The sequence below is a fragment of the Rhizobium sophoriradicis genome, assembly GCF_025200795.1.
GTDB lineage: Bacteria > Pseudomonadota > Alphaproteobacteria > Rhizobiales > Rhizobiaceae > Rhizobium > Rhizobium sophoriradicis.
Map to the genome: position 1 here is coordinate 272,832 of NZ_CP104152.1, position 26,186 is coordinate 299,017.

Here is a 26,186-nt window from a genome sequence, read left to right on the forward strand (position 1 = left end):
CGTTAGAACACGCGAAGCATGCGGATGTCGCGGTTTGCCGCGAGGGAATCGAGCCGGGCGATGGCTGCGAGCACGCCCATTGCGATCAAGCAGGAACCCAATCCGAGAACAATCATTGCTCTGTCCTTGTCGACGTCATGTCTTGGTTGTCGGCCGGCATATAACACGGAGCTTGCGTGTGCCTTGTAGCAGCCGTGCAACTCTCCCGCAGTATTTCTCGCGAACTGCCTTGAATTGCTTCAAAAGCCGGCGCCTGGACAGGCTTATTAACCTTCAGGCAAGGAATTAACCATAAACATTGGGTTACACGTCGGAATGGGAAGATGCACTCGTTCCCACCAGGCATGACGCCGTCCCGCCGTACCGGTTGATCCGGTATCCAATCTCTTCAGACAGCTCCGAAACATAGCTGATCAGGGGGCTCGATCCGCCGGTTGTCACCGGTGGTGAGGACCGTCCCCCAAGCTTCGTGTTCATTGGATGCTGCGAAAGTTTTTAACCAGGCATTCGCCTGGACAGTGGGTCGGGGACAGGCGTTGAGGCAGGACATGCCATCAGATCAGGCTCGTGGAGCGCAGGCAGGCAGCTTGCGCGACCGCCTGCGCTTTGCCGGTCTCGACGCCGACCAGTGCGAGTTGGTGCGCCGCAACCGGCCGGCCCTCGAAGCGCATCTGAAGGCAGGTCTCAGGGATCTCTTTCACAGGTTCCAGTCATTCCCCGACGCCTCGCGCAATTTCGAGAGCGAGCGCCAGGTCGAACGCCTGCATGATCTGCAGTCCTCGCATTGGGACGTGTTGACGGATGCCCGCTTCGACAGCCTCTATGCCGAGCGCGTCAAGGTTCTCTCCGATACCGAAAACAAGATGGGTCTCGACCCACGCTGGCACGTGGCCGGTCACGGCGTCATTCTGGAGCACGTCCTTTCCGGCCTCGTCGAGGAGATCGCCGGCCGGCCGCTGTTGCCCTCGACCAAGCGCCGCACACGCGAAATCTCCGAGCTAATGACGGCGATCATCCGCATTGTCATGGTCGATGTGGAAATCGCCGTGTCGCTCCGCTTCAATGCGCTGCGCGCCGCCCAGCACCGCGCGCTCGCCGATCAGCGCGCCGATAATGAAGCCGAGATCATCAGGATCTTCGGCGATGTCATTGAAGGCCTGTCCGCCCGCGATCTGACGCGGCGCGCCCCCGTCGACGCCGACAGCGCCTATGCCGGCATCGCCGCAGCGCTGAACGGCGCCTTGGATGGTCTCCAGGCCGAATTCGCCGACATCACCGGGCGCACCGTCAAGGCGGAAGCGGCAACGGCTTCGCTTGCCGACCTGTCGCGGCAGTTCGCCGGCACCGCGTCCGGCCAGGCCGACCGGCTGCAGCTTTCCGCCACTGCTCTTGCCGCCCTTGCCGGCAGCGTGCGTGGCGGCGCCGCCGACAGCCGCGCCGCCGAACAGGCGGCCGCCGCAACGCGCGCTGCCGTCGAGGAAAGCGGCGAGGTCGTCGGCCGCGCGATCAGCGCCATGGCCGATATCGAACAGTCGGCCGAAAAGATCGGCCAGATTATCGGCGCGATCGACGAGATCGCCTTCCAGACCAATCTTCTGGCGCTGAATGCCGGCATCGAGGCGGCTCGTGCCGGTGACTCCGGCCGCGGTTTTGCCGTGGTCGCCCAGGAGGTCCGGGCGCTGGCCCAGCGCTCGGCGGAAGCCGCCCGCGAGATCAAGACGCTGGTGACGACCACCAAGGCGCAGGTCGACGCCGGCGTGCAGATGGTCGGCCGCACGCAGGATTCGATCGGCAGCATCGTGCGCCAGGTCACCGACATCAATGCCGCCATTGCAGGCATCGCCACAAGGACCGGCGAACATGCCGCAAGCCTCGACGGCGTCACCGCGGACGTCAGGGGCCTGGGCGCCGAGGTGGCCGATAGCGCAGGCCTTGCGGAGCGCTCGGCTGATGGCGCCGACGATCTCCACACCGTCATTCTCGAGCTCGGCCGGACGGTTCGCGAATTTCGTATCGCGCGCGAAAACGCCCATGCCGGCCGGCCGACGCCGGTCCGCGTGGCGCCGTCGCGTGCCATCGACGCCTCCGCCCGCCCGGCAATGGCCGAGGACGAATATGAAAATGATGATTTTGGCCTTCCCCAGTCGTTCGCAAGCGTCGGAGGTGGGCGGAATGTTTACTAACCTATCGGATTATCGCCTCAGCTCATCTTTTCGGGCTGGGGACCAGGGGACAAGGACAAGCTGATGGTAGCAAAGAAGAGTGGCAAGACGCTGAATTTGACAGCGGTGCTCGACCTCAACGAGGCCTCCGCCTTGCGTGAAAAGCTCCTTTCGTTCAGGGGCAGCGGTCTTTCGATCGACGCATCCGGCGTTGAGCGGATCGGTGCTCTTTGCGCGCAGGTCCTGATGTCCGCCGAGAAGACCTGGGCACAGGACAAGCAGCCGTTCACCTTCTCCCAGGTGTCCGACGCATTTCAAAAAACCATGCAGCTGGTTGGCGTCAATTTTGACCACCTGCTTGCCAAGGAGATTCGGCAATGAAGAAAAAAGTACTGACCGTGGATGATTCCCGCACCATCCGAAACATGCTGCTCGTGACGCTGAACAATGCCGGCTTCGAGACGATCCAGGCGGAAGACGGCGTCGAGGGGCTCGAGGTCCTCGAAGAGTCCAATCCTGACGTCATCGTCACCGACATCAACATGCCGCGCCTCGACGGTTTCGGCTTCATCGAAGGTGTCCGCCGCAACGAGAAATATCGGGCGATCCCGATCCTGGTCCTGACGACCGAGAGCGACGCGGAAAAAAAGAACCGCGCCCGCCAGGCTGGCGCCACCGGCTGGATCGTCAAGCCTTTCGACCCGGCCAAGCTGATCGATGCCATTGAGCGCGTAACCGCTTAAACCCAGGATTTTCTCCTATGGATATGAACGAAATCAAAGAGATCTTTTTCCAGGAGTGCGAGGAACAGCTCGCCGAGCTGGAATCCGGTCTTCTGAAATTGAATGATGGCGATCGCGATCCCGAAACCGTCAATGCGGTGTTCCGTGCCGTGCATTCGATCAAGGGTGGCGCCGGCGCCTTCGGCCTTGATGATCTGGTCGCTTTCGCCCATGTTTTCGAGACCACTCTCGATTGCGTTCGATCCAACAAGCTTGAGCCGACCCAGGACGTCCTGAAGGTGATGCTGAAGTCGGCCGACGTGCTCGCCGACCTGACCAATGCCGCGCGCGACGGCGGCAGCGTCGATGAGAGCCGCAGCCGCGGCCTCGTCAAGGAGTTGGAAGCGCTGGCCAACGGTGAATTGCCGTCTCCCTCGGCCGCCGCTGAGGCGCCCGCGCCGAAGGCCGCGGCAAAGGCGGCCCCGGCCGCTTCGGCGCCGACCCCCAAACCGACCGATGACAGCGGCTTCCAGCCGATCCCCTTTTCCTTCGACGATTTCGGCGGCGACGAAGCCGGCTCCGACCTGCCGGCCTATGAAGTCACCTTCAAGCCGCGTTACGAACTCTATTCCAAGGGCAATGACGCCACCCTTCTGCTGCGCGATCTCTCGCGTCTCGGCGAGATGACCATCTATTGCAATATGGATGAGCTGCCGGGTCTCGAGGAACTCGATCCGGAAGGCGCCTATTTCTTCTGGAACGTCACGATCAAGACGGACAAGGGCGAAGACGCCATCCGCACTGTCTTCGAATTCGCCGAGTGGGATTGCGAGCTGACGGTGAAGCCGGTCGAGGCAGCCAGGGCCGGCGCAGCCGGCAATGAGGAACTGCCGATGGTGCCAGTTCCCTTCGACCTGTCGATCCTGGACGAGACGGACGGCACGGAACAGGTTTCCGCCACGCGGTCCGAAGATGCGACGGCCGCCATTGCCGCCGCCGAAACCGCATCCAACGTCACGCAGATGGCCGCAGCCGCCGCCCGCGTCGAAAAGAAAGAATCGGCAGCTGCCGCAGCCGCCGCGGCAAGTGCCGCCGCCCAGAACAATGCCGCCGGTGCCGGCCAGACGATCCGCGTCGATCTCGACCGCGTCGACCGTCTCATCAACCTCGTCGGCGAACTGGTCATCAACCAGGCGATGCTGTCGCAGAGCGTCATCGAGAACGACACGACCGGCACCTCCTCGATCAACATGGGCCTCGAGGAGCTGCAGCAGCTCACCCGCGAGATCCAGGACTCGGTCATGGCGATCCGCGCCCAGCCGGTGAAGCCGGTGTTCCAGCGCATGTCGCGTATCGTCCGCGAAATCGCCGACATGACCGGCAAGTCGATCCGCCTGATCACCGAAGGTGAAAACACCGAAGTCGACAAGACGGTTATCGACAAGCTGGCCGAGCCGCTGACCCACATGATCCGCAACGCCGTCGACCACGGCATCGAGACGCCGGAAAAGCGCGCAGCTGCCGGCAAGAACACCGAAGGCACCGTCCGCCTCACCGCCAAGCATCGTTCGGGCCGCATCCTGATCGAGCTTGCCGACGACGGCGCCGGCATCAACCGCGAGAAGGTGCGCCAGAAGGCGATCGACAACGACCTGATCCCGGCCGACGCCAACCTGTCGGACGAGGAAATCGACAACCTGATCTTCCTGCCGGGCTTCTCTACCGCCGACAAGATCTCCGACATCTCGGGCCGCGGCGTCGGCATGGACGTCGTCAAGCGTTCGATCCAGGCACTCGGCGGCCGCATCAACATCACCTCCAAGCCGGGCCACGGCTCGGTCTTCACCATGAGCCTGCCGCTGACGCTCGCCGTCCTCGACGGCATGGTGGTCACCGTCGCCGGCCAGACGCTGGTCGTGCCGCTGACCGCGATCGTCGAAACCCTGCAGCCGGAAGCTGCCGCGATCCACTCCTTCGGTGCCAACCACCGGCTGATCTCGATCCGCAACTCCTTCTGCCCGCTGGTCGATGTCGGCCGCATCCTGAACTTCCGTGCGACCCAGGCCAATCCTGTGGAAGGCGTGGCGCTTCTGGTGGAATCCGAAGGCGGCGGCCAGCGCGCCCTGATGGTCGATGCCATCCAGGGTCAGCGCCAGGTGGTCATCAAGAGCCTGGAAGCCAACTACACCCACGTGCCGGGCATTGCCGCCGCCACCATCCTCGGCGACGGCCGCGTCGCTCTCATCCTCGATGTCGACGCGGTTGTCGGCGCTTCCCGCGGCCAGTCTTTGAAAGCGGAAATGTCGTTGGCAGCGGTAGGATAAGGCAATGTCGTACACCGTAAAAAGTCTGAGCGAAGGGGACCGCGAGCTGATCGCGTTCCGCATCGGCGATCAGGAATTTTGCGTGAACATCATGTCGGTTCGCGAAATCCGGGGCTGGACCCCGGCGACCGCGATGCCGCACTCGCCTGCCTACATACTCGGTGTCATCAACCTGCGAGGCGCGGTGCTGCCGATCATCGATCTTGCCGCCCGCCTCGGCATGAAGCCAGCCGATCCGACCGCCCGTCATGTCATCATCGTCGCCCAGGTCCGCCGCAAGGTCGTCGGCCTCCTGGTCGATGCCGTCTCCGACATTCTGACGGTGACCGACGAGATCGTTCAGCCGACACCCGAAATCTCCTCTGACCTCGAGCGCCAATTTGCCCGAGGCATTCTCGCCATCGACAAGCGCATGATCTGCCTGATCGAACTTGAAGCCCTCTTTTCCGAGACCGAAAGCGAAGCCGCATGAGTGCAATGGGTGCAAAGGATCAGAGGCAGGGAGCCGACGAGGTGCTGGCGAGCGGAGAATATCCGCTGACGCGCCGCGACCTCACGGAAATCGCCGCCATGATCTACTCGGATGCCGGCATCTTCCTCAACGAGACGAAGGCCTCGCTGGTCTATTCGCGTCTGTCGAAGCATATCCGCAATCTCGGCCTTTCCGGCTTCCGGGAATATTGTGAACTCGTCGCTTCGCAGGCGGGTGCGGCGGAGCGCCGCGAAATGCTGTCGCATCTGACGACCAATTTCACCCGCTTCTTCCGCGAAAACCATCATTTCGAGCATCTGCGCGATCATGTGCTGCCGGAGCTTCTGCAGCGGGCGAGAGCCGGCGGCAGGGTGCGCATCTGGTCGGCCGCTTCCTCCGACGGGCAGGAACCCTATTCGATCGCGCTCACCGTGCTGTCGCTGATGCCGAATGTCGCAGACTATGACTTCAAGATCTTGGCGACCGACATCGACCCGAAGATCCTCGCGATCGCCCGCGCCGGCGCCTATGACGAAACCGCGCTCGAAACAGTTTCGCCCGCCATGCGCAAGCAATGGTTCAGCGAAGTCGAGGTGCAGGGCCGCCGGAAATTCCAGGTCGACGACCGCGTCAAGCGGCTGATCACCTACAATGAGCTGAACTTGATGGCGCAATGGCCCTTCAAGGGCAAGTTCGACGTCATCTTCTGCCGCAACGTCGTCATCTATTTCGACGAGCCGACGCAGATGAAGATCTGGCAGCGTTTCGCCGGCCTGCTGCCGGAGGGCGGCCATCTCTATATCGGCCATTCCGAGCGCGTCTCCGGCGAGGCGAAGCACGTCTTCGACAATATCGGCATCACGACCTATCGCTACACGGCCAAGGGTCTCGGGAGGAAGGCATGAGCGCGCCGGCAAGGGTTCTCGTTGTTGACGATTCGCCGACGATGCGCGGCCTGATCACCGCCGTCCTGAGTTCCGATCCGGAGGTCAACGTGATCGGCCAGGCGGGCGACGCGCTGGAAGCGCGCGAGGCGATCAAGCGCCTGAACCCCGACGTCGTGACGCTCGACATCGAGATGCCTAATATGAACGGCCTCGATTTCCTCGAAAAGATCATGACGCTGCGGCCGATGCCCGTCATCATGGTGTCCACGATGACCCATCGCGGCGCCGAGGCGACGCTTGCAGCACTCGAGATCGGAGCATTCGATTGCGTCGGCAAGCCGGCGCCGGGTGAAGCCAGGCCCTTCGGCGACCTCGCCGAGAAGGTCAAGGCCGCCGCCCGCACGCAGCGCCAGTTTTCCCAGCCGGTGGCGGCTGCCACGCCGCCGCCCTCCGTCGCCGATTTCCGCGTCGGCCGCAAGATCGTCGCGATCGGCTCGTCGACCGGCGGCGTCGAGGCGCTGATTACCGTGCTGCAGAAATTCCCGGTCAATTGCCCGCCGACGGTCATCACCCAGCACATGCCGCCGACCTTCACCAGGAGCTTTGCCGAGCGCCTGAACCGCCTCTGCGCGCCGGTGGTGCAGGAAGCGACCGATGGCGCCCGTCTGGAAATCGGCAAGATTTATCTGGCGCCCGGCGGCGAGCGTCATCTCCAGGTCACCGGCGCTTCGGCGCCGTGCTGCCGTCTCGTCGACCGCCCCCCGGTCAATGGCCACCGCCCCTCGGTGGACGTGCTCTTTGATTCGGTTGCGGAACTGGCCGGCCGCAACGCCGTTGGCGTGATTCTGACCGGAATGGGCCGCGATGGCGCCGCCGGATTGTTGAAAATGCGTCACGCCGGCGCCAGAACCCTCGGCCAGAACGAAAAAACCTGTGTCGTTTACGGAATGCCAAGGGTTGCGCACGAACTTGGCGCCGTTGAGCAGCAGCTGCCACTGTCTGCCATCGGTGAGGAAATATTGAAAATGACAGCCGCCCGAAAGGAAGGGACCGAATAAATGTCGATCGCGGAGAAAATCAAAGTTCTGATCGTCGATGATCAGGTAACGAGCCGGTTGCTGCTCAGCGACGCGCTGACACAGCTCGGTTTCAAGCAGATCACGTCGGCCGGCGACGGCGAGCAGGGCATGAAGATCATGACCGAGCAGCCGCATCATCTGGTGATCTCGGACTTCAACATGCCGAAGATGGATGGCATCGGTTTCCTTCAGGCCGTGCGCACCAACCCGAACACCAAGAAGGCGGCCTTCATCATCCTCACCGCCCAGGGCGATCGCGCGCTCGTGCAGAAGGCAGCCCAGCTCGGCGCCAACAACGTGCTCGCCAAGCCGTTCACGATCGAGAAGATGAAGGCGGCCATCGAAGCCGTGTTTGGAGCCCTGAAATGATCACTGAGGGGGCAGCCCGCCGCGTGCACATCATTCAAGGCGAGTATAAGGTTCTGAGCGATCCGAATGCGGTCCTCTCGACCATTCTCGGCTCGTGCGTGGCTGCGTGCCTCAGAGACCCTGTCGCCGGCATCGGCGGCATGAACCACTTTCTGCTCCCCGGTTCGGCGACGTCGCCGACATCAGGCGGGGATGCCACGCGCTACGGCGTGCATCTGATGGAACTGCTGATCAATGGTCTCCTGAAGCAGGGCGCCAGGCGCGACCGGCTGGAGGCAAAGATCTTCGGCGGCGCTAAAACGATCTCGACCTTCTCCAACGTCGGTGAGCAGAACGCGGCCTTCGCCATGCAGTTCCTGAGGGATGAAGGCATTCCGGTGGTCGGCTCCTCCACAGGCGGAGAACATGGGCGCAAGCTCGAATACTGGCCGGTCTCCGGTCGTGCCCGGCAATACCCCCTGACCGGCGCCGAAACCCAGAGAACCGTTGCGCTCGAGCAGCGTCCCGCCGCTCCGCAGAAGCCCGTCGAAACGAGTATCGAATTTTTCTGATGGCGAGGATTTTCATATGACATTTACCCCGGTGATGGAGCCGCCCGCGCCTGTCGAGGCGCTGAGCGACATCCTGATGCGCATCGTCTCCGAACTGCACGACGTCGCCTACCTGATCGAGCGCATCGAGCCGCAGCTTCTCGACCTCGGCGGCGCGGAAATCCTGAATTCGCCGGATGCCATGAAGGTCATGCAGGGTATTGACCTGGCGGTGCAGAAATCGCGCGGCATTGCCGAATTCATCGACACCATCACCGGCGAAATCCCGCTCGGCTGGACCGTCGACGTCGCAACTGCGCTCAGCCTCGTCAAGCTGGCGGAGATGCAGAAGGCGCTGGGCGGCGCCACCCGCCATGGCCATTCCCAGCCGCTGAGCAAGGCGGCCGGCGACCTCGATTTCTTCTAACGCCGCTATCTTTCAGCTTCGCTTCTCCCGCCTTGGGGCCTTGGTTTAACCGGGGTCGTTCTCGCAAAATCGCAGCATGACAGGCGTGAGCCTACCGCTCCCGCGCGCGCTCCACGAAACGCTCGCACAAGTTTCGCCGATTATTCGTCAGATGAGGCAATAAGCCTGCTTTGTCGTTGACGGATCGTGCGAGAACAGAATGAATCTGTTAAATCAATTAGTTCAGATATTTAAGAACTTTGGCGCCCTGGGGCGGACGCGCCTGATGATTCTGGGAGGCGTCGGCGCCGTTTCCATCGCAATCATCCTTGCGGCCGCTCTTTTCGTCAACAAGCCGGCGCAGGAAACGCTTTACGTCGGTCTCGACGCTCCCGATCTCAACCAGATCAGCATGGCGCTTGCCGAAGCCAACATCAATTTCCAGGTCGGCACGGACGGCGCCAGCATCACCGTTCCGGCGGGCATGACGGGCAAGGCCCGGCTGATGCTTGCCGAGCGCGGCCTGCCGAACAGCGCCAATGCTGGTTACGAACTGTTCGACAATGTCGGCTCGCTCGGCCTGACCTCCTTCATGCAGGAGGTGACGCGGGTTCGTGCGCTGGAAGGCGAAATCGCCCGCACCATCCAGTCGATCTCAGGCATAACAGCCGCGCGCGTCCATATCGTCATGCCGGAGGTCGGGAACTTCCGGAAGGCGGAGCAGAAACCGACAGCCTCCGTCATGATTCGCGCGAGCGCGGCCACCGGGCGCGGCGCTGCGAGCTCGATACGCCACCTCGTCGCCTCGGCCGTGCCGGGGCTCGACGTCGATGACGTGACGATTCTCGATTCCGCCGGCCAGCTGCTCGCTTCCGGCGACGAGGCGAGCAACAGCTCGCTGAACCGCTCGCTCAACATCGTCCAGAACGTTCAGCAGGAAGTCGAATCCAACATCGACAAGGCGCTGGCGCCGTTCCTCGGCATGGATAACTTCCGCTCCAGCGTCACCGCCGACCTCAACACCGACGCCCAGCAGATTCAGGAAACGACTTACGATCCGGAATCCAAGGTCGAACGCTCGGTGCGCTCGACCAAGGAAGCCCAGCAGTCGCAGCAGAAGCAGTCCGACAACGCGACGACCGTCGAACAGAACATTCCGCAGGCTGCACCGGACGCCGGCGGCGCGGGCGGCCCGGAATCGCAGGACAAGTCCGACAAGCGCGAAGAGCAGACCAACTACGAAATCAACAGCAAGACGACGGCGACGACGCGCAACAGCTACCAGGTCGAAAAGCTGTCGATCGCCGTGGTGGTCAATAAGGGTCGTATCGCCAAGATGGTCGGCGAGCCTGCCGATCAGGCCAAGATCGACGCCTATATTGCCGAAATGCAGAAGATCGTCGCCTCGGCGGCTGGCATCGATGCCAAGCGTGGCGACGTCGTCACCGTCACGGCCATGGACTTCCTTGAAAATCAGCTGCTCGAAGACGCCACCGGCGGTGTCCGCGTCATGGACATGCTGAGCCGCAATCTTGCCGGCATCATCAATTCGCTCGCCTTCGTCGCTGTGGCCTTCGTGGTGGTCTGGATGGGCCTGCGCCCGCTGGTCCGCAGCGTCAGCGGCAATGGTGCAGGCGCGGCGCTCGGCGACTCCTCACCGGAATCGGCCGGCCTCGAACTCCCAGACTTCGCGCCGGCGGCAGGCGCGTCCGGAGGCGCTCTCATGGACGGCTTCGGATCCGACTTCGGCTTCGACAGCACCGAGGATCTGCTCAGCCTCGGCGACGACGACGGCAACTTCAACCGCCGCGTCAAGGAGGGCCCGGAACGCAAGCTCGCCCGCATGGTCGAGATCAACGAGGAGCGCGCTGCGAAAATCCTCAGGAAATGGGCGATCGACGAAGCAGCATAAGAAAAGGCCGGGCAACCGGCCTTTTTCACGTCCATGCCGATCTTTCCCGTTGGGGGGGCTTGCCGGTCCCCGTAAGGGCCGGTAAGGCCCTTCGGCTAGTGGATAAAGCTGCTGAGCTATCACTCGCGTAAAACGCGAATCAAGTTGCGATGCAGCCAGAATCACCGTAGCCTCGACCATGTCTTGAGAGGCATGATCGGCATTCGAATCAGGGCATGGACGGCGGTGAAAGTAAATCCCTAGAAGTCGGAGATGGTACTTTACATCGGCTGGCTTACCCTTGGGTGATTCGAAATGGATTCCCGCGGGACATGAATTGAATCCTTTACAGAAAAATTGCCGTTGCACCGAGTGTGATCGTTTCTCAGCCGCAGGACGTTGCCAATGGATATGAACATATTTCAGGCGAGCAAAGGCGAGAGGCAGATGATCAATTTCGCAAGCGCAGTGGCGCCGGCTCTGTTGCCGCGCGATGAGCTGATCCAGCGGCTGCACAGTGTCGCCAGCACTGGCAGGTTGCAGTCCGGTCTGCGCGCCCTGACGGAATATGTCGGCGCTTCGCACTATCTGCTGGCGCGTTGTGATCTCATCCAGGAAAGCGGCCTCGATTTCGTCGTCTCCTCCGATTGGCCCTTCGACCTGGTCAAGGACATCGCCAACGATCTCGTCAGCGGCTATGCGCGCTCCACCGAGCTGGAAAAATGCATGCAGGTCTTCCAGCCGAATTTTGCGCTGCTGCCCGAGAGCGCCGCCGTGCCGGAGGGCGCCAGCCGCCAATATTGTTCATTGACCTTCAATGTCGGCCGCTCGCGGCTGGCCTTGATGTTCCTGTTCGGCGAAGGGTTCATCCTGTCGCCGGAGCGGCTGCGGGATGTCGGCCTGCTTGCCGGTTATGTCGCGAGCTTCCTTCGCTGCGGCGGCGCCAGGGTCGACCGCGATTTCGAGCTGACCGACCGCGAGCTGGAATGCCTGTTCTGGATCGCCGAAGGCAAGACCAGCGACGAGATCGCGATGATCCTTGGAATCTCCCGCAACACGATCAACAACTACATCACCAGCGTGATGCGCAAGACGGCGACCAAGACCCGGTCGGAGGCCATTGCCTTCGCGGTCCGCAACAATCTCGTATAGGGGGATCCATGGGGCATCCATCAAGCAGGGTGATGAACGGCGCCGATCCGCTCCGCATGGTGCGGGTGAACAGGATTTCCAGCCGGTCCGATCTTTTTCCGCGGCTGGTCGCGATGCAGAAGCTCGCCGATGCTCAGGGCTTCGCGATCTTCCGCGTCAGCGGCTCAGGCCTGCCGGCAAAGCAGCGCCTCGTCTGCGAGCTCGAGAATTGGGGATCCGCCAATGCCGGTTTCGGCAAGGCCTTCACCGATGCCTATGGCGATATCCTTCTCGATCATCTCGAAAAGTCGCTGCTGCCGCTTTCATGGGCCGGTGCACATGACCGGGCGGCCCCCGGCCCGGCCGACTTCGCGCCGTTCATGACGCGCCTGAGGGATGGCATTCTGCCTTTTTCCGGTCTCGCCTTTCCGGTGCGGCTCGGCGCCGTCGGCAATGGCTTCATCCTGTTTACCGGCGATGATATCGATCCTTCGAGCGACATGATCGTCGAGCTGCACGGCCGCTGCTGCCATATCATGATGGATCTGCTCTCGCTCGACGAACGCCGAACGGCGGCCGCCGAGGCACTGAGCGAACGTGAGATCGCCTGTCTCCAGCTCGCCGGCGACGGTCGCATCAGCGAAGAGATCGCCGAAAAGCTCGGCCTGTCCGTGCATACGGTCAACGCCTATCTTGGCTCGGCGACGATCAAACTCGATTCCGTCAACCGCATCCAGGCGATCGCCAAGGCGATTCGGCTCGGCTACATCAGCTGAAGTCGCGCTTGCCGGCTTGCAGCGGTTCCGGGACAACGACATGCATCAAAGCAAAAGGCTAAAGCGCGCCGCATGAAGCAAATTTGATGCGAGGCGCTGTAATTGATCAAGGGCGATCAGCTGGCGAGCGCGCGCGGCGGTTTCAGGCTGTAACGGGCTTGCCGAAGGCTCCTTTCCAGGAAGACGGTATTCTCGTCGGGGTCGGGAGAGGGATCCTGGAAGGCGATATGATTGATTTCGATGCCGGCATGATCCTCGGCAAGGGTGAGCTGGGCATAGACGGTGACGCCGCGCGGCTTGATTTCCAGGTCGAGAACGACCTCCGGCTTGCCGCCCCATTCCAGCGTATAGTTCCCGCCCAGGCCGAAATTGACCGTGCCCGGATGAAAGAAAAGCTCCGCGGCCGAAGCGACAAGATCGGCCAGATTGCCGTAATACTCGAAGCGCAGCAGTGAAATAAGGTCAGAGGCATCCAGAAGGCGCAGTTCAGTGGCGACCGGGCTGATCGCGTCTGCGAGGATCTTTTCACGCTGGGCAGAGTGAGGGCATTTTTTCATTCGGCTTATCTTACCCGTTTGTTCTTGGCGTCTGCGGCGTAGACTCTGTGTATGAGCTCCGCAACGGCCTTATAGAAGACTGACGGTATGACACTATCGACCGAGACTTGCGCAAACATGGAGCGCGCAAGCGGCGGATCTTCGAACACCGGGATGCCGTTCTGCTCGGCGATCTCCCTGATCTTCAGCGCAATCAGGTCCTGGCCCTTTGCCAGCACCACCGGGGCGTCGTTCTCCTCACGCGCGTAACGCAGCGCCACGGCGTAGTGCGTCGGGTTGGCGATGACGAGCGTTGCGCGGTGCACGTTGGCGATCATGCGCCGGCGCGCGCGGTCGCGCATCAGCGAACGCTGCCGGCCTTTGACGAAGGGATCGCCCTGCGCCTGCTTGTTTTCTTCCTTCACTTCGTGGCGCGTCATCTTGAGTTCGGTGAACCAGTGATGCCGCGTCCAGAAAAGATCGGCGATCGCCACGATCGCGGTGGCGATCAGCATGACGATGATGATCTTGCGCATCGCCGTCATCATCCTGACGAGGATCGTCTGCGGATCGGAGAACATCGCGTCGATCGAGCCGAAATATTCGCTCCTCAGCACGAAGAACAGAATCACTCCGACGACGACGACCTTGAACAGCGACTTTCCGAACTCGACGAGGCCGGGCAGGCTGAAGAGCCGTGACCAGCCCTTGATCGGCGAGATGCGCGAAGCCTGCGGTCGGATGCGTTCCAGCACAGGCGTCGGCAGGTTCTGGAAGATCGACGATGCGATGCCGAAGACCATGAGCAGGATGAAGGCAGGGGCCAGCAGCGCAGCGATTGCCCAGCCGAGCCGCACGAAGAGCGCCAGGACATCCGGCCCCGTTTCGATCTTCCACTGATCGGGCTGCTCGAAGATATCGCGCAGCGTTTCGCTCATGCGCCCGACGCTTTCGGGAAGGAAGAACACCAGGTAGATGAAGGTGGCAAGGATGGTCGCGAAGATCGACAGCTCGCGCGAAAACGGCACATTGCCCTTTTCCGCGGCATCGCTTTGCTTTTTCGCGGTCGGGGCTTCTGTTTTGCTGTCCTTGTCATCGTCTGCCAAGTCGCGGCCCTCCGTCAAAAAAACAGGCCGCCGCGAATGCATGCCACCCAAGGGCAGCGGTTTTGGGATGACGACATGCACCAAAACAAAGAGCTGTAGCGCGTCGCGAAAACCGGGTTTTCTGCGACACGCTAGAGAGCGCGGCCTATCGATGAAGGGTAGTCGTCTGTTGCAGGGCGATCAACAGCCGCCTTTCGGGCGGCCGGATTTGTCAACAGTCTCGGAAGATTAGGCCGCCGCCGAAGCGTCGCCTTCCTTCTCCTTGAGCTCGATCTGGCCTGAATTGGCCAGGCGAATCGCTTCCTGCGCCACGGCGCGCCGGGCAATGGCGACCTCGCGCGGATTGACGCCGGCCATGCCGCTCTGCAGATCCGATTCGATCATGCGGCGCTGGCGCGGGCTGATGGCGGAGAGAACCGATTCGCGGATCTCCGGCGGCGAACCGCGCAGCGAGACGGTGAGCACATCCGTCGAGATGTCGTTGAGCAGCAGGACGCGGCTGCGCTGCGGCATATACATGAGGTCTTCGAACAGGAAGATCTTCGGGCGGACCTTGTTGACAGATTCGCGGCTGATCGATTCGAGCGAGGTGAGCAGCGTGTCGACCTGCGGCTTGTCGAGCTCGTTCATGAGGTCGGCGACCTTCGTCGAGCCGGCTGCGTTGCGTTCTGCCTCGACCTCGGCAAGCAGCGTCACCACCTGGTTCTCGATGATCTGCGCAGCCTTCGGGCTGACGGTTTTCATGTTGACAGTGCGGTTCATGATGTCGGCGCGACGGTTGTCGGGAAGCTGCAGCAGCACCTTGGCGCCGAAGGCGGAGGGCATCATCGAAAGAATATAGGCGACGGTCTGCGGATGTTCGCGCAGCAGGAACTGCGCGACGAATGCCGGCTCCGCCTCGCTGAGGCGATCCCAGATCGAGGTCTCGTAGGCCTGGAAGGCCGTGCGGCGGCCGAGCAGGCTGTCGACCTCGTCCGGCGTCAGGCCTTCTTCCAGAATAGCCTCGATCGCCTTGGCATTGTCCATCAGTCCGGCGCCCTCAGTGAAGAGGTCCTCGAACTCGGAAACAAGCGACAGCAGTTCGTCCGGCGGAATGGCGCGCAGCGACTGGGCAGATGCGATAATGGTCTGCAGCTCGGCCTGGGTAAAATATTTCAACAGCCGGCCGGCGACACCCTTTCCCATGGCGAGAAGGACCGCCGCCGCCTTTTCAGCCTGGGTCAACGGTTTCCCGGCTAGCGCGCCGCCGAAATCGTCAAAGTCCATCATGGTCTAACCTCTCCGTCCCCACAGGGATCAGGCTTTTTTCGTACTCAAAACTTCTATCAGTTTCACGCCGAATCGGGTGTCGTCATTATCAAGCACCGTGATCTCGCCGCGTGCAATCCTGCGGCCGTTCACCATGATCTCGACAGGTTCGCCGATTTTCTTGTCGAGAGCGATCGTCGCTCCTTCGTTGAGATTCATCAGGCCGGAGACCTGCATCCGGCTGGTGCCGAGCATGATCTGGACATCAATCGGAATGTCCATGATCAGTTCGAAGTTCGAAGTCAGCGCGCTGCCGAGCGGCGCCGGCGCCGCCTCGAACGAAGAGCCGCCGCCGAAATCCATGCCGGCAGCCGGGCTGGCATTGCCAGCGCCGAAATCGCCACCGAAATCGTCGCCGCCGAAAGGGGAATCCGAAATCTCGCCGCCAAAGGCGGCCAGTTCCGTTCCTGCTCCGAAGGCATCATTCTCCAGGTCGCCGCCAAACTGCGACAGGTCGCCATCGGCATCCTGCTTCAGCATGCCGCGCAGATCGTCGATCGCCTGGTCGAGATCCGCTTCGCTGCCCGGCACATCCAGGGAGAGGTCACTGTTCTGCTGTGTTTTCTTCGTAGCCATGAAATCACTATTCCAGTTGAAACTTGCCTCAAACTGCCTTTGCAGCCCAAAGGCCAGAGAACCGACTAATTCATTAAATGACGGATGAGTTCGTCATCCGAGTTCATCGTATCCTTGACGCGGACCATGTAGTTTTCGCCTGAGCGGCCGAACTCGCAGATATACAATTCCTTGCTGTTGGCGCTGACTTCGACGCGCACTTCGCCGCTGTCGCGGAAGGGAATGACGTCGCCGACCATCAGCTTCGATATCGTCCGCAGCGTCAGATCCTGCAGCCTGATCCTGGCCTCGAGCGTGACATGCGAGCGGCGGACCTGGTCGCCGAGCTGTTCGGTCCATTCGGGAGAGGCGCCGGCGGCCTGGCGCTTCGGCTTCGGCGGCGTCACCTTGGTTTTCAGCAGCGCCGTCTGCGGAACGATCAGCGAGAATTCCGAAACGATGCCGGCAAGCGTGAGCGACATGTTGATGGCGGCGGCGAATTCGTCCGGCTTGTCTTCCGCCGGCCTCGGGCGCGTGTCATGGGCGTGCGGGGCCGAAAGGCTCGGTTCGAAACCGCCCGGCGCGTTGACAGCCGAGCGCAGCACCTTGGCGATCTTGTCGAAGACCATGACCGCCAGATCGAGTTCGATGATCGAGAGCAGCCGGTCGGCCGGTTCCTCGATCGTATCGGCGGTGGCGCCGAGCAGGTGCTCCATCAGCGTGATGACGAAACCATTGCCGCAGGCAAGCGTGACGTTCTGTGACCAGTTGCGCAACGTCGCATCGACGAGGGTGACGTTGGCGCTGAGGTCATCGATCAGGTGGTTCTTGTAGCCGATCTCGCAGCCGAGATAATTGACCGTCACATCGAGGCCGGTCTCGCTTTTGATGACATCGGGAAAGAACTCGCTGTAGACCTCTCCGAAGGCGCTGCAGATCTTGGACACGCGGCCTCTGTCGCCGAGCCCGCCTGTCAGCTTGGCGAGAAGGGCAGGATCCATTGCCGGTTTGTCATGCGAAGCATCGCTCATGGTCATTTAAGCCGCCTTGTTTTCGCCGCCTGGGTTCATCATTTCCTGTTCGACGGCATCGATCGACGGACGCTCGTAAGCCGAGATCGTCTTGCGGCCGTATTCGAGAGCCACCTGCGGCACCGAACCGTTCATGTAGGCCAGCAGCGTCTGCTTGACGATCACGTAGAGGCGATGCTGCTTGTTGCGGACGACCTTGATCTGGGAGACCAGCGGCGAGCAAAGGCAGTAGGACAACAGAATGCCGAGGAAGGTGCCGACCAGCGCCGAGCCGATCAGGTGGCCGAGCACTTCGGGCGAATCGTTGATGTGGGCCATCGCCTTGATGACGCCGAGAACGGCCGCGACGATACCGATTGCAGGGAAAGAGTCGCCCATGATCTGGATCGCGTGATAGGGCTTCATCTTGTCGTGCATGATGGTGTTGAGCTCTTCATCCATCAGCGCCTCGATTTCGTGGCTGCGCGCGTTGCCGATGATGATCAGGCGGACATAATCGCAGATGAAGGCCGTCAGTTCCTTGTTCTTCAGAACCGTGGGTGCCTGCTGGAAGATCGTCGATTCGGCCGGATTGTCGATATGGGCTTCGATTTCGTTTCGCGACTTGGTGCGCAGGTCGCGCATCAGCGAATAGAGCACGCCGAGCGTGTCGAGATAATTGCGCTCCTTCGGCACGGCGTGCTTGAAGGCTTCGCCGAGCGCCTTGCCGGAATCCTTCACCACCTTCATCGGATTGGCCATGATGAAGCTGCCGAGACCCGCGCCGCCGATGATGACGAATTCGAAGGGCTGGAACAGCGCCTCCACATGGCCGCCCATCGCCATGAAGCTGCCGATGACACAGCCGCAAGTCACTATAAATCCGATAATGATGTTCATCGTCAGCCCAATCTGAACGTTGCTTTTCTTTGAGACCGATAGGGTTTCTGCCTTGCGTGAGGCTGATGAAAAGGCCGCATGCAGGCATTTCAGCGTGCCAGCTTCGCGCAAGCATCTGCCGTCAATCTGAAGGAGACGAATGGGCGTTCGCGCCCGTTTCTGAGATGCCGCCTCAGCGAAATTCCGGCCGAACCAGATCAGACGACGCCCGGCTTTTCGTTCCGTTCATCGCCAATGCTTGGAGCTTTCCGACAATGCAATCCGGTCTTTATGTTTCTCTGTCGTCGCAGATGGCGCTCGAAAAGCGCCTGAACACCATCGCAGACAACATGGCGAACGTGAACACGACCGGTTTTCGCGCCACCGAGGTGAAGTTCGACGAGATGGTGGCGGCCACCAAGAACAAGCTCAACACCAAGGTTGCCTTCGTCTCCCAGGGCAATGATTATCTGAACGAGCAGAACGGCGAGCTGCAGCATACCGGCAACATGCTCGATTTCGCCATCAAGGGCGATGCCTGGTTTGCGCTCGATACGCCGGCCGGCCGCGTGCTGACGAGAGACGGCCGCTTCACGATCAAGGATACCGGCGAGCTCGTCTCGATCCGGGGATATCCGGTTCTCGACGCCGGCGGCGCGCCGATCCAGCTCGATACGAAAGCCGGCGAGCCGGCGGTCGGAACCGACGGCGTCATCTATCAGACCGGCCGGCAGGTCGGATCGCTCGGGCTGTTCGAGGCCGATATCAGCAAAGGTTACCTGCGCTACGAAAACAGCGGCATCATGACCACCGATCAGCCGCGCGCCGTCGTCGACCGCTTCAATGTCGGCGTCGAGCAGGGATATCTGGAAAACTCCAACGTCAACGCCATGCGCGAGATCACCCAGCTGATCGAGGTCAACCGCGCCTTTGAGAGCATCTCGTCGCTGATGCGCGACAGCGAGGATTCGTTCAAGGAAGCCGTCCAGACGCTTGGGGGCAGCCGCTAATGCATGTCGCCCAAAAGTGTGCAGTGGTTTTGGGAGGACGGCATGCATAAGAACAACGACCGAAAATGCATCGCATTTTCGGGTGGGATTGAAGCATGAGCACGCTACTGTCCGAGGACGGCCTTTCCCCGAAGCTGGCGCATCTGGCGGGTCTCGTCGACCAATATGCATCGCCGGAGTTCGCGGTCGCTCATGGCGGTCGTGTGCAGACCATTGCCGCCGGCCACTATACCGTTCGCGGTCTTTCCCGCCATGTTCGTCTCGGCGAGTTCGTGGCGCATAAATCCGCTTCCGGCGTCCATCTCGGCGAGGTCGTTCGTGTCGAGCCGGAGCTGATCTACGTCTGCCCGATCGAACCCGGCGAGCCGATCGGCATCCATGATACCGTCATCCGCAAGGGCGCCTTCCGCATTTCGCCGTCCGACAGCTGGTGCGGGCGCACCGTCAATTCGCTTTGCGAGCCGATTGACGGGCTGGGTCCGATCGTCGAAGGCCTCGATCGCCGCTCGATCTCAAACACCGCGCCGCCGTCGATGACCCGCCAGCGCGTCGGGACCGGCTTCAAGACCGGCGTGCGCGCCATCGATATCTTCTCGCCGCTCTGCCTCGGGCAGCGCCTCGGCATCTTCGCCGGATCGGGGGTCGGCAAGTCGACGCTTCTGTCGATGCTCGCCCGCGCCGACGCCTTCGACAAGGTCGTCATCGCGCTCGTTGGCGAACGCGGCCGCGAGGTGCGCGAATTCATCGAGGATACGCTCGGCAGCAACATGAAGAAGGCGATCGCCGTCGTTGCGACCAGCGACGAAAGCCCGATGCTGCGCAAGATGGCGCCGCTGACGGCGATCACCATTGCCGAGCATTTCCGCGACAAGGGCGAGAACGTCCTCTTCATCGTCGACAGCGTCACCCGCTTCGCCCACGCGATCCGCGAGGTGGCGACCGCCTCCGGCGAGCCGCCGATCGCCCGCGGTTATCCCGCTTCGGTCTTCACCGAACTGCCGCGCCTGCTGGAGCGCGCCGGTCCAGGCCCCGAGGGCGCCGGCACGATTACCGCGATCATCTCGATCCTCGTCGACGGCGACAATCACAACGACCCGATCGCCGATTCGACGCGCGGCATACTCGACGGCCATATCGTCCTGCAGCGCAGCCTCGCCGAAGAGGGGCGTTATCCGCCGATCGATCCGCTCGCATCGATCTCGCGTCTTGCCCGCAAGGCCTGGACGCCGGACCAGGAAAAGCTGGTGTCGCGGCTGAAAGTGTTGATCCACCGCTTCGAGGAGACGCGAGACCTGCGCCTGATCGGCGGTTACCGCCAGGGCGCCGATCCCGATCTCGACATGGCGGTCAAGCAGGTCCCCATCATTTACGACGTCCTGAAACAGACGCCGGGCGATCGTGAGTCGGTCGACGCCTTTGCCGATCTCGCCGGCGCGCTGAAGGCTGCAGCCGGCATGGGCAATCAGGGCGCGCCCATCCAGAGGAGATAGACGTGGCTGAATTCGACGACGAACGCATCGCTTCCCTGAAGCAGCGCAGGAAGGCCGCCTTCCTGGATCGGTTTCTCACCGTCGCCGGCCTGGCGCTTGCCGGCGCTTCGGCCTTCTTCCCCTGGTACGTCTTCTTCAACGCAGAGAAGTTCGGCATCAACGTCGCCGCCAGCAGCAACTCGCGCGAACTGCCGGATTGGCCCGCCCGCAACGTCCTCAGCGTCTCGCCGCTTGCCATGGTCAACAAGAACGAGGCAGCCAAGAAGGTTCCGCCGATCGATCCGCTGACGACGGCAACGGTCTCCAATCTCGGCAAAGCGCGTGACGGCGGCGACTTGCTGGAAGAGCAGCCGTTCCCCGGCAAGTCTTCCTTCCGCCTGCTGCATGTCTCCAACGGCCGGGCGCTGATCGAGGATCCCTCGGGCATGTATGTGGTGCGCATCGGCTCGATCCTGCCCGACGAAAGCCGCCTTGCGACGCTGGAGCAGCGGGACGGCAAGTGGGTGATCATCACCTCCAAGGGTGAGATCTACAAGAACGACTGAACCGCTTCGCAATACCGAAGGCAACAGGGGCTCCGCCGCAGACCGGCAGGAGCCCTTTCCTTATACGGCCCTCGCCGAAGCGCCGCCAAGCCCGATTTCCGGTAAGTCCCACGCAAGATTACCGCACTAGGTTCGGGCTAGTAAAAACGGAGAGTTCTCATGCAACCGATCCAACTTTTCGACTTGGCTTCGCGACAGGCGGAATGGCTGACGATTCGTCAGCAGGTTGTTGCCGGCAATATCGCGAATGCCAATACCCCGAAATTCCGCGCCAAGGACGTCACGCCGTTTGACGCCGTGCTTGATAGGTCCGACATCGCCATGGCGCGCACCAATCCGGCGCATCTGAGCGGCAACGATTTCAGCGACAGCGGCGATATCGACGTCAAGGACGCCGCGCTCGACCAGGAGATCGGCATCCAGGAATCCGGCAACACCGTCGGACTGGCCGAGGAGCTTTCGAAGTCGGGCGACATCAAACGCCAGTACGATCTGAACACCTCGCTGGTCAGCTCCTTCAACCGCATGATGCTGATGACCGTCAGGAAGTAATTGTCATGGATCCGCTTTCCGCCGCTATGAAAATCGCCGGTTCGGGGCTCGAGGCGCAATCGACGCGTCTGCGCATCGTCTCGGAAAACATCGCCAACGCCCGTTCGACCGGCGATACGCCCGGTGCCGACCCCTATCGCCGCAAGACGATCACCTTCGGCCAGCAGATGGATCGCGCAAGCGGCGTAGAGACGGTCGACGTCAAGAAGGTCGGTGTCGACGAAGGCGATTTCAGCACCGAATTCGACCCCAGCAATCCGGCGGCGGATGCCAAGGGTGTCGTCAAGCTGCCGAACGTCAACATCCTGGTCGAGATGGCCGACATGCGCGAAGCCAACCGCTCCTATGACGCAAACTTGCAGACCATCAAGCAGACCCGCGATCTCATCTCCTCCACGATCGATCTCCTGAAGAGCCAATAATAATGATCAGCAGTGTCCAGAATGTCAGCAATCTTTCGATGACCCGTGCGCTCGGCGCCGTCGATACCGAAAATTCCGCCTCGTCATCTGCAACGACCATGCCGGGCACATCAGGTGCGGCCAACGGCATGAGCTTCGCCTCCGTCATGGGCAATATGGCAAGCGACGCCGTCAACAGCCTGAAGGGCGCCGAAAGCATGTCCTTTGCCGGCATCAAGGGCACGGCGACGACGCGTGAAGTCGTCGACTCCATGCTCCAGGCCGAGCAGACGCTGCAGACGGCGATTGCCATCCGCGACAAGGTCGTTTCGGCCTTTCTCGAAGTCACCAAGATGCAGATGTAACTGATTTGAGGACGAACACATGAGAGCGCTCGCCATTGCAGCAACGGGCATGGATGCCCAGCAGACCAATCTGGAAGTCATCGCCAACAACATCGCCAACATCAACACCACAGGTTTCAAGCGCGCCCGCGCCGAGTTCACCGATCTGCTCTATCAGACCGAACGCGCCAAGGGTGTCGCCAACCGCGCCAACCAGGCCGTCGTTCCCGAAGGCGCCAATATAGGTCTCGGCGTTCAGACGTCGGCGGTGCGCAATCTGCATCTCCAGGGTGAACTCACCCAGACCGGCAACGATCTCGACGTTGCGCTGATCGGCAAGGGCTTCTTCCAGATCCAGTCGACCGACGGCACCACGCTCTATACCCGCGCCGGCGCCTTCAACAAGAATGACCAGGGCCAGCTCGTCACGATCGATGGCTATGAAGTTCTCCCCGGCATCACCATTCCACAGGGTTCGACCGAGCTGACCATCAGCCGCTCCGGCGAGGTCTCGGTCAAGCTGCCGGGCGCCACCGATGCGACCGTGCTCGGCCAGCTGACGCTTGCCGACTTCGTCAACGAGGCGGGCCTGCAGCCGATCGGTGACAACCTCTTCCAGGAAACGGCAGCCTCCGGCGAGGCCGTCGTCGGCAATCCCGACGAGGAAGGCTTCGGCTACATGAAGCAGGGTTATCTGGAATCCTCGAACGTCGACCCGGTGAAGGAAATCACCGAGCTGATATCGGCCCAGCGCGCTTACGAAATGAATTCCAAGGTGATCACCACCGCTGATGAAATGGCCTCCATCGTCAGCAAGAACCTGAAGTAAAGGGAAGGGCCGAAACATGATGTTTTGCCGGGCAGGACACATCTCGGGATGGGTGGCGGCAGCCATGATCGCAGTCGCGGGCATCGTCATGCCCGCAGGCGCCGACGCCGGCATGGGTTATGCCGTTGTGCCGACGACAATCATCTACCCCGGCGATACATTGTCGGCCAGCCAGCTTCAGGAGGTCGAGGTCACCAACCCCAACCTTGCCGGCGATTTTGCCAAATCTATTTCCCAGGTCGAAGGCCTGGTCTCCAAGCGCACGCTGCTGCCGGGCCGCACGATCGCGGTTTCGGGTCTGCGCGAACCCTATACGGTCACGCGCGGCTCTTCGATCCGCCTGGTCTTCTCGCTCGGCCCGATGACGATCTCGGCCGCCGGCACGCCGCTCGAAGACGGCGCCACCGGGCAGCTGATCCGCGCCCGCAATATGGATTCCGGCGTCATCGTCAGCGGCACGGTGCTTGCGGACGGCACGGTCCATGTGAGGGCAAAATGAGATTGTTGTTCCGTTTCCTGACCCTTGCCGCGGTTCTCGCCATGAGCCTGGCCGACGTCGCGCCCGCCTGGGCGCTGACCTCGCGCATCAAGGATATCGCCTCGCTTCAGGCCGGCCGTGACAATCAGCTGATCGGTTATGGCCTCATCGTCGGCCTGCAGGGCACCGGCGACGGTTTCCGCTCCTCGCCCTTCACCGAGCAGTCGATGCGGGCGATGCTGCAGAATCTCGGCATCTCGACGCAGGGCGGCCAGTCCAGCGCCAAGAATACCGCCGCCGTGATGGTCACCGCCAACCTGCCGCCTTTCGCAAGCCCCGGCAGCCGTATCGACGTCACTGTGAGCTCGCTCGGCGACGCGACGTCGCTGCGCGGCGGCACGCTCGTCATGACCTCGCTTTCCGGTGCCGACGGCCAGATCTACGCCGTCGCGCAGGGCTCCGTTATCGTCTCCGGCTTTCAGGCGCAGGGCCAGGCGGCGACCGTGACCGAAGGTGTGACCACCGCCGGCCGCGTGCCGGGCGGCGCCATCATCGAACGTGAATTGCCGTCCCGCTTCAAGGATTCCGTCAATCTCGTCCTGCAGCTGCGCAATCCTGACTTCTCGACGGCGATCCGTATTGCCGACATCGTCAACGGTTATGCCTCGGCCCGTTTCGGCGGCCCGGTCGCCGAAGCCAAGGATTCGCAGGAAGTGGTGATCCAGAAGCCGCGCCAGGCCGATCTCACCCGGCTGATGGCCGATGTCGAAAACCTTATCGTCGAAACCGATACGCCGGCCAAGGTTGTAATCAACGAGCGCACCGGAACGATCGTCATCGGCTCGGATGTCCGCGTTTCGCCGGTCGCCGTCAGCTACGGCACGCTGACCGTTCAGGTCACCGAGACGCCGCAGATCATCCAGCCCGAACCCTTCTCGCGCGGCCGGACCGCGGTCCAGCCGCAGACCGATATCGCGGCTGAGCAGACCGGCGGACGCGTCGCCATCATCGACGGTCCCGACCTCAGGACCCTTGTCGCCGGCCTCAACAATATCGGCGTGAAACCGGATGGCATCATCGCCATTCTCCAGGGCATCAAATCGGCAGGCGCCCTGCAGGCGGAGCTTGTGCTGCAATGAAGACGATCCTGAACCCTGACCTGACGGTCCTGCAACTGTTGCGCCGGCTGGCGCTGCCGGCAGCAGGCCTCATCCTTCTGTCGATCCCCGGCGCCTTCGCGCAGCAGCATCCGGAGGGAGACATCACCTCGCAGGATGAGATCAAGCAGTTCTGCACCAATATCGCCGACCCCGCCCGCGACCAACGTTACCTCCTGCAGAAGCAGGAGCTGGAAAGGCTCCGCGCCGACATCGACGCCCGCATGGAGGAGATGGACAAGCGCAAGGCCGAATATCAGGACTGGCTGAAGCGGCGCGACGACTTCCTGAAGCAGGCGGAAGCCGGTCTCACCGAGATCTACAAGAAGATGAAGCCGGATGCGGCCGCACTCCAGCTGCAGGATATGAAGGTCGAGGTGGCCTCCGCCGTGATCATGCGGCTCGGTCCGCGCCAGTCGAGCCTCATCCTCAACGAGATGGACCCGCAGAAAGCCGCCGTCATCGCCAGCGTCATCGCCAGTGCGTCCGATCCCAATACGTCGAAGGATCCTTCATGAACATGCGTTTCCCGGCCGCGATCGCCGCCCTCGCACTCCTTGCAGGCTGCCAGTCCCCGACGGCGGTCAGCGAGATCGGCCGCGCGCCCGCCATGAGCCCGATCGGCAGCGGCCTTGCCTATGGTCAGACGCCGCAGATGGCGCTCTATCCGAAGCAGCCGCGTGCCGTCGCGCAGGGTTATTCGCTGTGGAGCGATTCGCAGGCCGCCCTCTTCAAGGACGCGCGCGCCTTGAACGTCGGCGACATCCTGACCGTCGACATCCAGATCAACGACAAGGCCTCCTTCGACAACGAGACCAACCGCAGCCGCACCAATTCGAGCGGCATGAACTGGGACATCAACGCCCAGATCTTCGGCTGGACGCCTGAATCCAAGACCGACCTGACCTACGGCTCCGACACCAGCACCGACGGCAAGGGCAAGATCGAGCGCACCGACAAGCTCACCCTTCTGGTCGCCGCCGTCGTCACCGGCATTCTCGAAAACGGCAACCTCGTCATTTCGGGATCGCAGGAGGTGCGCCTGAACCAGGAACTGCGCATTCTGAACGTCGCCGGTATCGTGCGTCCGCAGGACGTCAACGCCGAGAACCAGATCTCCTACGACAAGATCGCCGAAGCCCGCATCTCCTATGGCGGCCGCGGCCGCCTGATGGAAGTGCAGCAGCCTCCGCGCGGCCAGCAGGCCGTCGACCTTTTCTCGCCGCTTTGAGGCCGA

30 protein-coding genes are annotated in these 26,186 nt (G+C 62.0%); 24 read left to right on the plus strand and 6 right to left on the minus strand.

All coding sequences use genetic code 11. The features are described 5' to 3' along the window. The first annotated feature begins 548 nt into the window (after positions 1–548). The 13 genes from N2597_RS01355 to visR all read left to right on the plus strand — a co-directional run bounded on the left by N2597_RS01355 (position 549) and on the right by visR (position 12,749). Complete coding sequence (locus tag N2597_RS01355) at positions 549–2,183, plus strand: globin-coupled sensor protein (protein ID WP_086155913.1); 1,635 nt, start codon at positions 549–551, stop codon at positions 2,181–2,183. 63 nt (positions 2,184–2,246) lie between these two features. After that, a complete protein-coding gene (locus N2597_RS01360; RefSeq protein WP_039617876.1) occupies positions 2,247–2,543 on the plus strand; it encodes an STAS domain-containing protein in 297 nt (98 codons plus the stop codon). After that, the gene (cheY1, locus tag N2597_RS01365; protein WP_003570362.1) at positions 2,540–2,905 is read left to right on the plus strand and encodes a chemotaxis response regulator CheY1; all 366 of its coding nucleotides are present in this window, start codon (positions 2,540–2,542) and stop codon (positions 2,903–2,905) included. The genes N2597_RS01360 and cheY1 overlap by 4 nt, the downstream gene beginning before the upstream one ends. Before the next feature lie 17 nt (positions 2,906–2,922). Next, entirely contained in the window at positions 2,923–5,208 is a 2,286-nt protein-coding gene (locus tag N2597_RS01370; RefSeq protein ID WP_039617880.1) for a chemotaxis protein CheA, read from the plus strand. Positions 5,209–5,212: 4 nt separating this feature from the next. Further along, positions 5,213–5,680 (plus strand): chemotaxis protein CheW, encoded by a 468-nt coding sequence (locus N2597_RS01375; RefSeq protein WP_096763649.1) that lies wholly within the window; start codon positions 5,213–5,215, stop codon positions 5,678–5,680. Further along, positions 5,677–6,585 (plus strand): protein-glutamate O-methyltransferase CheR, encoded by a 909-nt coding sequence (gene cheR, locus N2597_RS01380; RefSeq protein WP_038686855.1) that lies wholly within the window; start codon positions 5,677–5,679, stop codon positions 6,583–6,585. Before N2597_RS01375 ends, cheR begins: the two co-directional genes overlap by 4 nt. Beyond that, the gene (cheB, locus tag N2597_RS01385; protein WP_183597516.1) at positions 6,582–7,625 is read left to right on the plus strand and encodes a protein-glutamate O-methylesterase CheB; all 1,044 of its coding nucleotides are present in this window, start codon (positions 6,582–6,584) and stop codon (positions 7,623–7,625) included. Before cheR ends, cheB begins: the two co-directional genes overlap by 4 nt. Beyond that, positions 7,626–8,015: a response regulator gene (locus tag N2597_RS01390; protein ID WP_004672258.1), complete on the plus strand. Its 390-nt coding sequence runs from the start codon at positions 7,626–7,628 to the stop codon at positions 8,013–8,015. After that, positions 8,012–8,566: a chemoreceptor glutamine deamidase CheD gene (gene cheD, locus N2597_RS01395; RefSeq protein ID WP_012482667.1), complete on the plus strand. Its 555-nt coding sequence runs from the start codon at positions 8,012–8,014 to the stop codon at positions 8,564–8,566. Before N2597_RS01390 ends, cheD begins: the two co-directional genes overlap by 4 nt. A 16-nt stretch (positions 8,567–8,582) precedes the next feature. Next, positions 8,583–8,972 carry a chemotaxis protein CheT gene (cheT, locus tag N2597_RS01400; RefSeq protein ID WP_183597514.1) on the plus strand — a complete coding sequence of 130 codons (390 nt, stop codon included), beginning with the start codon at positions 8,583–8,585 and terminating at the stop codon, positions 8,970–8,972. 199 nt (positions 8,973–9,171) lie between these two features. Further along, complete coding sequence (fliF, locus tag N2597_RS01405; RefSeq protein ID WP_096763650.1) at positions 9,172–10,863, plus strand: flagellar basal-body MS-ring/collar protein FliF; 1,692 nt, start codon at positions 9,172–9,174, stop codon at positions 10,861–10,863. A gap of 384 nt (positions 10,864–11,247) precedes the next feature. Continuing rightward, positions 11,248–11,994 (plus strand): transcriptional regulator VisN, encoded by a 747-nt coding sequence (gene visN / locus N2597_RS01410; protein WP_096763651.1) that lies wholly within the window; start codon positions 11,248–11,250, stop codon positions 11,992–11,994. Positions 11,995–12,002: 8 nt separating this feature from the next. Continuing rightward, entirely contained in the window at positions 12,003–12,749 is a 747-nt protein-coding gene (gene visR / locus N2597_RS01415; protein WP_086155918.1) for a transcriptional regulator VisR, read from the plus strand. A 116-nt stretch (positions 12,750–12,865) separates the two neighbouring features. On the opposite strand, the gene N2597_RS01420 is transcribed toward visR, so the two are convergent. The 6 genes from N2597_RS01420 to motA all read right to left on the minus strand — a co-directional run bounded on the left by N2597_RS01420 (position 12,866) and on the right by motA (position 18,164). Continuing rightward, the gene (locus N2597_RS01420; protein WP_004672272.1) at positions 12,866–13,306 is read right to left on the minus strand and encodes a BspJ family T4SS effector nucleomodulin; all 441 of its coding nucleotides are present in this window, start codon (positions 13,304–13,306) and stop codon (positions 12,866–12,868) included. 5 nt (positions 13,307–13,311) lie between these two features. Next, entirely contained in the window at positions 13,312–14,391 is a 1,080-nt protein-coding gene (gene flhB / locus N2597_RS01425; RefSeq protein WP_096763682.1) for a flagellar biosynthesis protein FlhB, read from the minus strand. A 228-nt stretch (positions 14,392–14,619) separates the two neighbouring features. After that, positions 14,620–15,660 carry a flagellar motor switch protein FliG gene (gene fliG, locus N2597_RS01430; protein ID WP_038686870.1) on the minus strand — a complete coding sequence of 347 codons (1,041 nt, stop codon included), beginning with the start codon at positions 15,658–15,660 and terminating at the stop codon, positions 14,620–14,622. Positions 15,661–15,687: 27 nt separating this feature from the next. Continuing rightward, positions 15,688–16,275: a flagellar motor switch protein FliN gene (gene fliN / locus N2597_RS01435; protein WP_183597512.1), complete on the minus strand. Its 588-nt coding sequence runs from the start codon at positions 16,273–16,275 to the stop codon at positions 15,688–15,690. A 65-nt stretch (positions 16,276–16,340) separates the two neighbouring features. Further along, positions 16,341–17,291 (minus strand): FliM/FliN family flagellar motor switch protein, encoded by a 951-nt coding sequence (locus tag N2597_RS01440; protein ID WP_106796807.1) that lies wholly within the window; start codon positions 17,289–17,291, stop codon positions 16,341–16,343. Continuing rightward, complete coding sequence (gene motA, locus N2597_RS01445; protein ID WP_009993223.1) at positions 17,292–18,164, minus strand: flagellar motor stator protein MotA; 873 nt, start codon at positions 18,162–18,164, stop codon at positions 17,292–17,294. It abuts the gene before it with no gap. A gap of 254 nt (positions 18,165–18,418) precedes the next feature. Between motA and flgF the strand changes: the two genes are divergently transcribed. The 11 genes from flgF (at position 18,419) to flgH (ending at position 26,180) form a co-directional block, all read left to right on the plus strand. Then, on the plus strand, positions 18,419–19,153 hold the full coding sequence (gene flgF / locus N2597_RS01450; RefSeq protein ID WP_009993224.1) for a flagellar basal-body rod protein FlgF: 735 nt from the start codon (positions 18,419–18,421) through the stop codon (positions 19,151–19,153). Between the two features lie 95 nt (positions 19,154–19,248). Further along, a complete protein-coding gene (fliI, locus tag N2597_RS01455) occupies positions 19,249–20,643 on the plus strand; it encodes a flagellar protein export ATPase FliI (RefSeq protein ID WP_183597510.1) in 1,395 nt (464 codons plus the stop codon). Positions 20,644–20,645: 2 nt separating this feature from the next. Beyond that, positions 20,646–21,188 (plus strand): hypothetical protein, encoded by a 543-nt coding sequence (locus tag N2597_RS01460; RefSeq protein ID WP_038686879.1) that lies wholly within the window; start codon positions 20,646–20,648, stop codon positions 21,186–21,188. 159 nt (positions 21,189–21,347) lie between these two features. Then, positions 21,348–21,740: a flagellar basal body rod protein FlgB gene (gene flgB / locus N2597_RS01465; RefSeq protein ID WP_038686881.1), complete on the plus strand. Its 393-nt coding sequence runs from the start codon at positions 21,348–21,350 to the stop codon at positions 21,738–21,740. 5 nt (positions 21,741–21,745) lie between these two features. Further along, positions 21,746–22,162: a flagellar basal body rod protein FlgC gene (gene flgC / locus N2597_RS01470; protein ID WP_038686883.1), complete on the plus strand. Its 417-nt coding sequence runs from the start codon at positions 21,746–21,748 to the stop codon at positions 22,160–22,162. A 2-nt stretch (positions 22,163–22,164) separates the two neighbouring features. Further along, positions 22,165–22,506, plus strand: a complete 342-nt coding sequence (fliE, locus tag N2597_RS01475; protein WP_039617900.1) for a flagellar hook-basal body complex protein FliE — start codon at positions 22,165–22,167, stop codon at positions 22,504–22,506. A gap of 19 nt (positions 22,507–22,525) precedes the next feature. After that, a complete protein-coding gene (flgG, locus tag N2597_RS01480) occupies positions 22,526–23,314 on the plus strand; it encodes a flagellar basal-body rod protein FlgG (protein ID WP_038686888.1) in 789 nt (262 codons plus the stop codon). A 16-nt stretch (positions 23,315–23,330) separates the two neighbouring features. Further along, positions 23,331–23,813 (plus strand): flagellar basal body P-ring formation chaperone FlgA, encoded by a 483-nt coding sequence (gene flgA / locus N2597_RS01485; RefSeq protein ID WP_038686890.1) that lies wholly within the window; start codon positions 23,331–23,333, stop codon positions 23,811–23,813. Further along, entirely contained in the window at positions 23,810–24,931 is a 1,122-nt protein-coding gene (locus N2597_RS01490) for a flagellar basal body P-ring protein FlgI (RefSeq protein WP_039617905.1), read from the plus strand. Before flgA ends, N2597_RS01490 begins: the two co-directional genes overlap by 4 nt. Continuing rightward, positions 24,928–25,467 (plus strand): MotE family protein, encoded by a 540-nt coding sequence (locus N2597_RS01495; RefSeq protein WP_038686894.1) that lies wholly within the window; start codon positions 24,928–24,930, stop codon positions 25,465–25,467. Before N2597_RS01490 ends, N2597_RS01495 begins: the two co-directional genes overlap by 4 nt. Continuing rightward, positions 25,464–26,180 (plus strand): flagellar basal body L-ring protein FlgH, encoded by a 717-nt coding sequence (gene flgH, locus N2597_RS01500; protein ID WP_038686897.1) that lies wholly within the window; start codon positions 25,464–25,466, stop codon positions 26,178–26,180. The genes N2597_RS01495 and flgH overlap by 4 nt, the downstream gene beginning before the upstream one ends. Positions 26,181–26,186 lie beyond the last annotated feature (6 nt).

What these genes read in the sequence shown, in the direction of transcription:
- N2597_RS01355 (WP_086155913.1), top strand. Translation starts at nt 549, where the DNA reads ATGCCATCAGATCAGGCTCGTGGAGCGCAGGCAGGCAGCTTGCGCGAC.
- N2597_RS01360 (WP_039617876.1), top strand. Translation starts at nt 2,247, where the DNA reads ATGGTAGCAAAGAAGAGTGGCAAGACGCTGAATTTGACAGCGGTGCTC.
- cheY1 (WP_003570362.1), top strand. Translation starts at nt 2,540, where the DNA reads ATGAAGAAAAAAGTACTGACCGTGGATGATTCCCGCACCATCCGAAAC.
- N2597_RS01370 (WP_039617880.1), top strand. Translation starts at nt 2,923, where the DNA reads ATGGATATGAACGAAATCAAAGAGATCTTTTTCCAGGAGTGCGAGGAA.
- N2597_RS01375 (WP_096763649.1), top strand. Translation starts at nt 5,213, where the DNA reads ATGTCGTACACCGTAAAAAGTCTGAGCGAAGGGGACCGCGAGCTGATC.
- cheR (WP_038686855.1), top strand. Translation starts at nt 5,677, where the DNA reads ATGAGTGCAATGGGTGCAAAGGATCAGAGGCAGGGAGCCGACGAGGTG.
- cheB (WP_183597516.1), top strand. Translation starts at nt 6,582, where the DNA reads ATGAGCGCGCCGGCAAGGGTTCTCGTTGTTGACGATTCGCCGACGATG.
- N2597_RS01390 (WP_004672258.1), top strand. Translation starts at nt 7,626, where the DNA reads ATGTCGATCGCGGAGAAAATCAAAGTTCTGATCGTCGATGATCAGGTA.
- cheD (WP_012482667.1), top strand. Translation starts at nt 8,012, where the DNA reads ATGATCACTGAGGGGGCAGCCCGCCGCGTGCACATCATTCAAGGCGAG.
- cheT (WP_183597514.1), top strand. Translation starts at nt 8,583, where the DNA reads ATGACATTTACCCCGGTGATGGAGCCGCCCGCGCCTGTCGAGGCGCTG.
- fliF (WP_096763650.1), top strand. Translation starts at nt 9,172, where the DNA reads ATGAATCTGTTAAATCAATTAGTTCAGATATTTAAGAACTTTGGCGCC.
- visN (WP_096763651.1), top strand. Translation starts at nt 11,248, where the DNA reads ATGGATATGAACATATTTCAGGCGAGCAAAGGCGAGAGGCAGATGATC.
- visR (WP_086155918.1), top strand. Translation starts at nt 12,003, where the DNA reads ATGGGGCATCCATCAAGCAGGGTGATGAACGGCGCCGATCCGCTCCGC.
- N2597_RS01420 (WP_004672272.1), bottom strand. Translation starts at nt 13,306, where the DNA reads ATGAAAAAATGCCCTCACTCTGCCCAGCGTGAAAAGATCCTCGCAGAC.
- fliG (WP_038686870.1), bottom strand. Translation starts at nt 15,660, where the DNA reads ATGATGGACTTTGACGATTTCGGCGGCGCGCTAGCCGGGAAACCGTTG.
- fliN (WP_183597512.1), bottom strand. Translation starts at nt 16,275, where the DNA reads ATGGCTACGAAGAAAACACAGCAGAACAGTGACCTCTCCCTGGATGTG.
- N2597_RS01440 (WP_106796807.1), bottom strand. Translation starts at nt 17,291, where the DNA reads ATGACCATGAGCGATGCTTCGCATGACAAACCGGCAATGGATCCTGCC.
- motA (WP_009993223.1), bottom strand. Translation starts at nt 18,164, where the DNA reads ATGAACATCATTATCGGATTTATAGTGACTTGCGGCTGTGTCATCGGC.
- flgF (WP_009993224.1), top strand. Translation starts at nt 18,419, where the DNA reads ATGCAATCCGGTCTTTATGTTTCTCTGTCGTCGCAGATGGCGCTCGAA.
- fliI (WP_183597510.1), top strand. Translation starts at nt 19,249, where the DNA reads ATGAGCACGCTACTGTCCGAGGACGGCCTTTCCCCGAAGCTGGCGCAT.
- flgB (WP_038686881.1), top strand. Translation starts at nt 21,348, where the DNA reads ATGCAACCGATCCAACTTTTCGACTTGGCTTCGCGACAGGCGGAATGG.
- flgC (WP_038686883.1), top strand. Translation starts at nt 21,746, where the DNA reads ATGGATCCGCTTTCCGCCGCTATGAAAATCGCCGGTTCGGGGCTCGAG.
- fliE (WP_039617900.1), top strand. Translation starts at nt 22,165, where the DNA reads ATGATCAGCAGTGTCCAGAATGTCAGCAATCTTTCGATGACCCGTGCG.
- flgG (WP_038686888.1), top strand. Translation starts at nt 22,526, where the DNA reads ATGAGAGCGCTCGCCATTGCAGCAACGGGCATGGATGCCCAGCAGACC.
- flgA (WP_038686890.1), top strand. Translation starts at nt 23,331, where the DNA reads ATGATGTTTTGCCGGGCAGGACACATCTCGGGATGGGTGGCGGCAGCC.
- N2597_RS01490 (WP_039617905.1), top strand. Translation starts at nt 23,810, where the DNA reads ATGAGATTGTTGTTCCGTTTCCTGACCCTTGCCGCGGTTCTCGCCATG.
- N2597_RS01495 (WP_038686894.1), top strand. Translation starts at nt 24,928, where the DNA reads ATGAAGACGATCCTGAACCCTGACCTGACGGTCCTGCAACTGTTGCGC.
- flgH (WP_038686897.1), top strand. Translation starts at nt 25,464, where the DNA reads ATGAACATGCGTTTCCCGGCCGCGATCGCCGCCCTCGCACTCCTTGCA.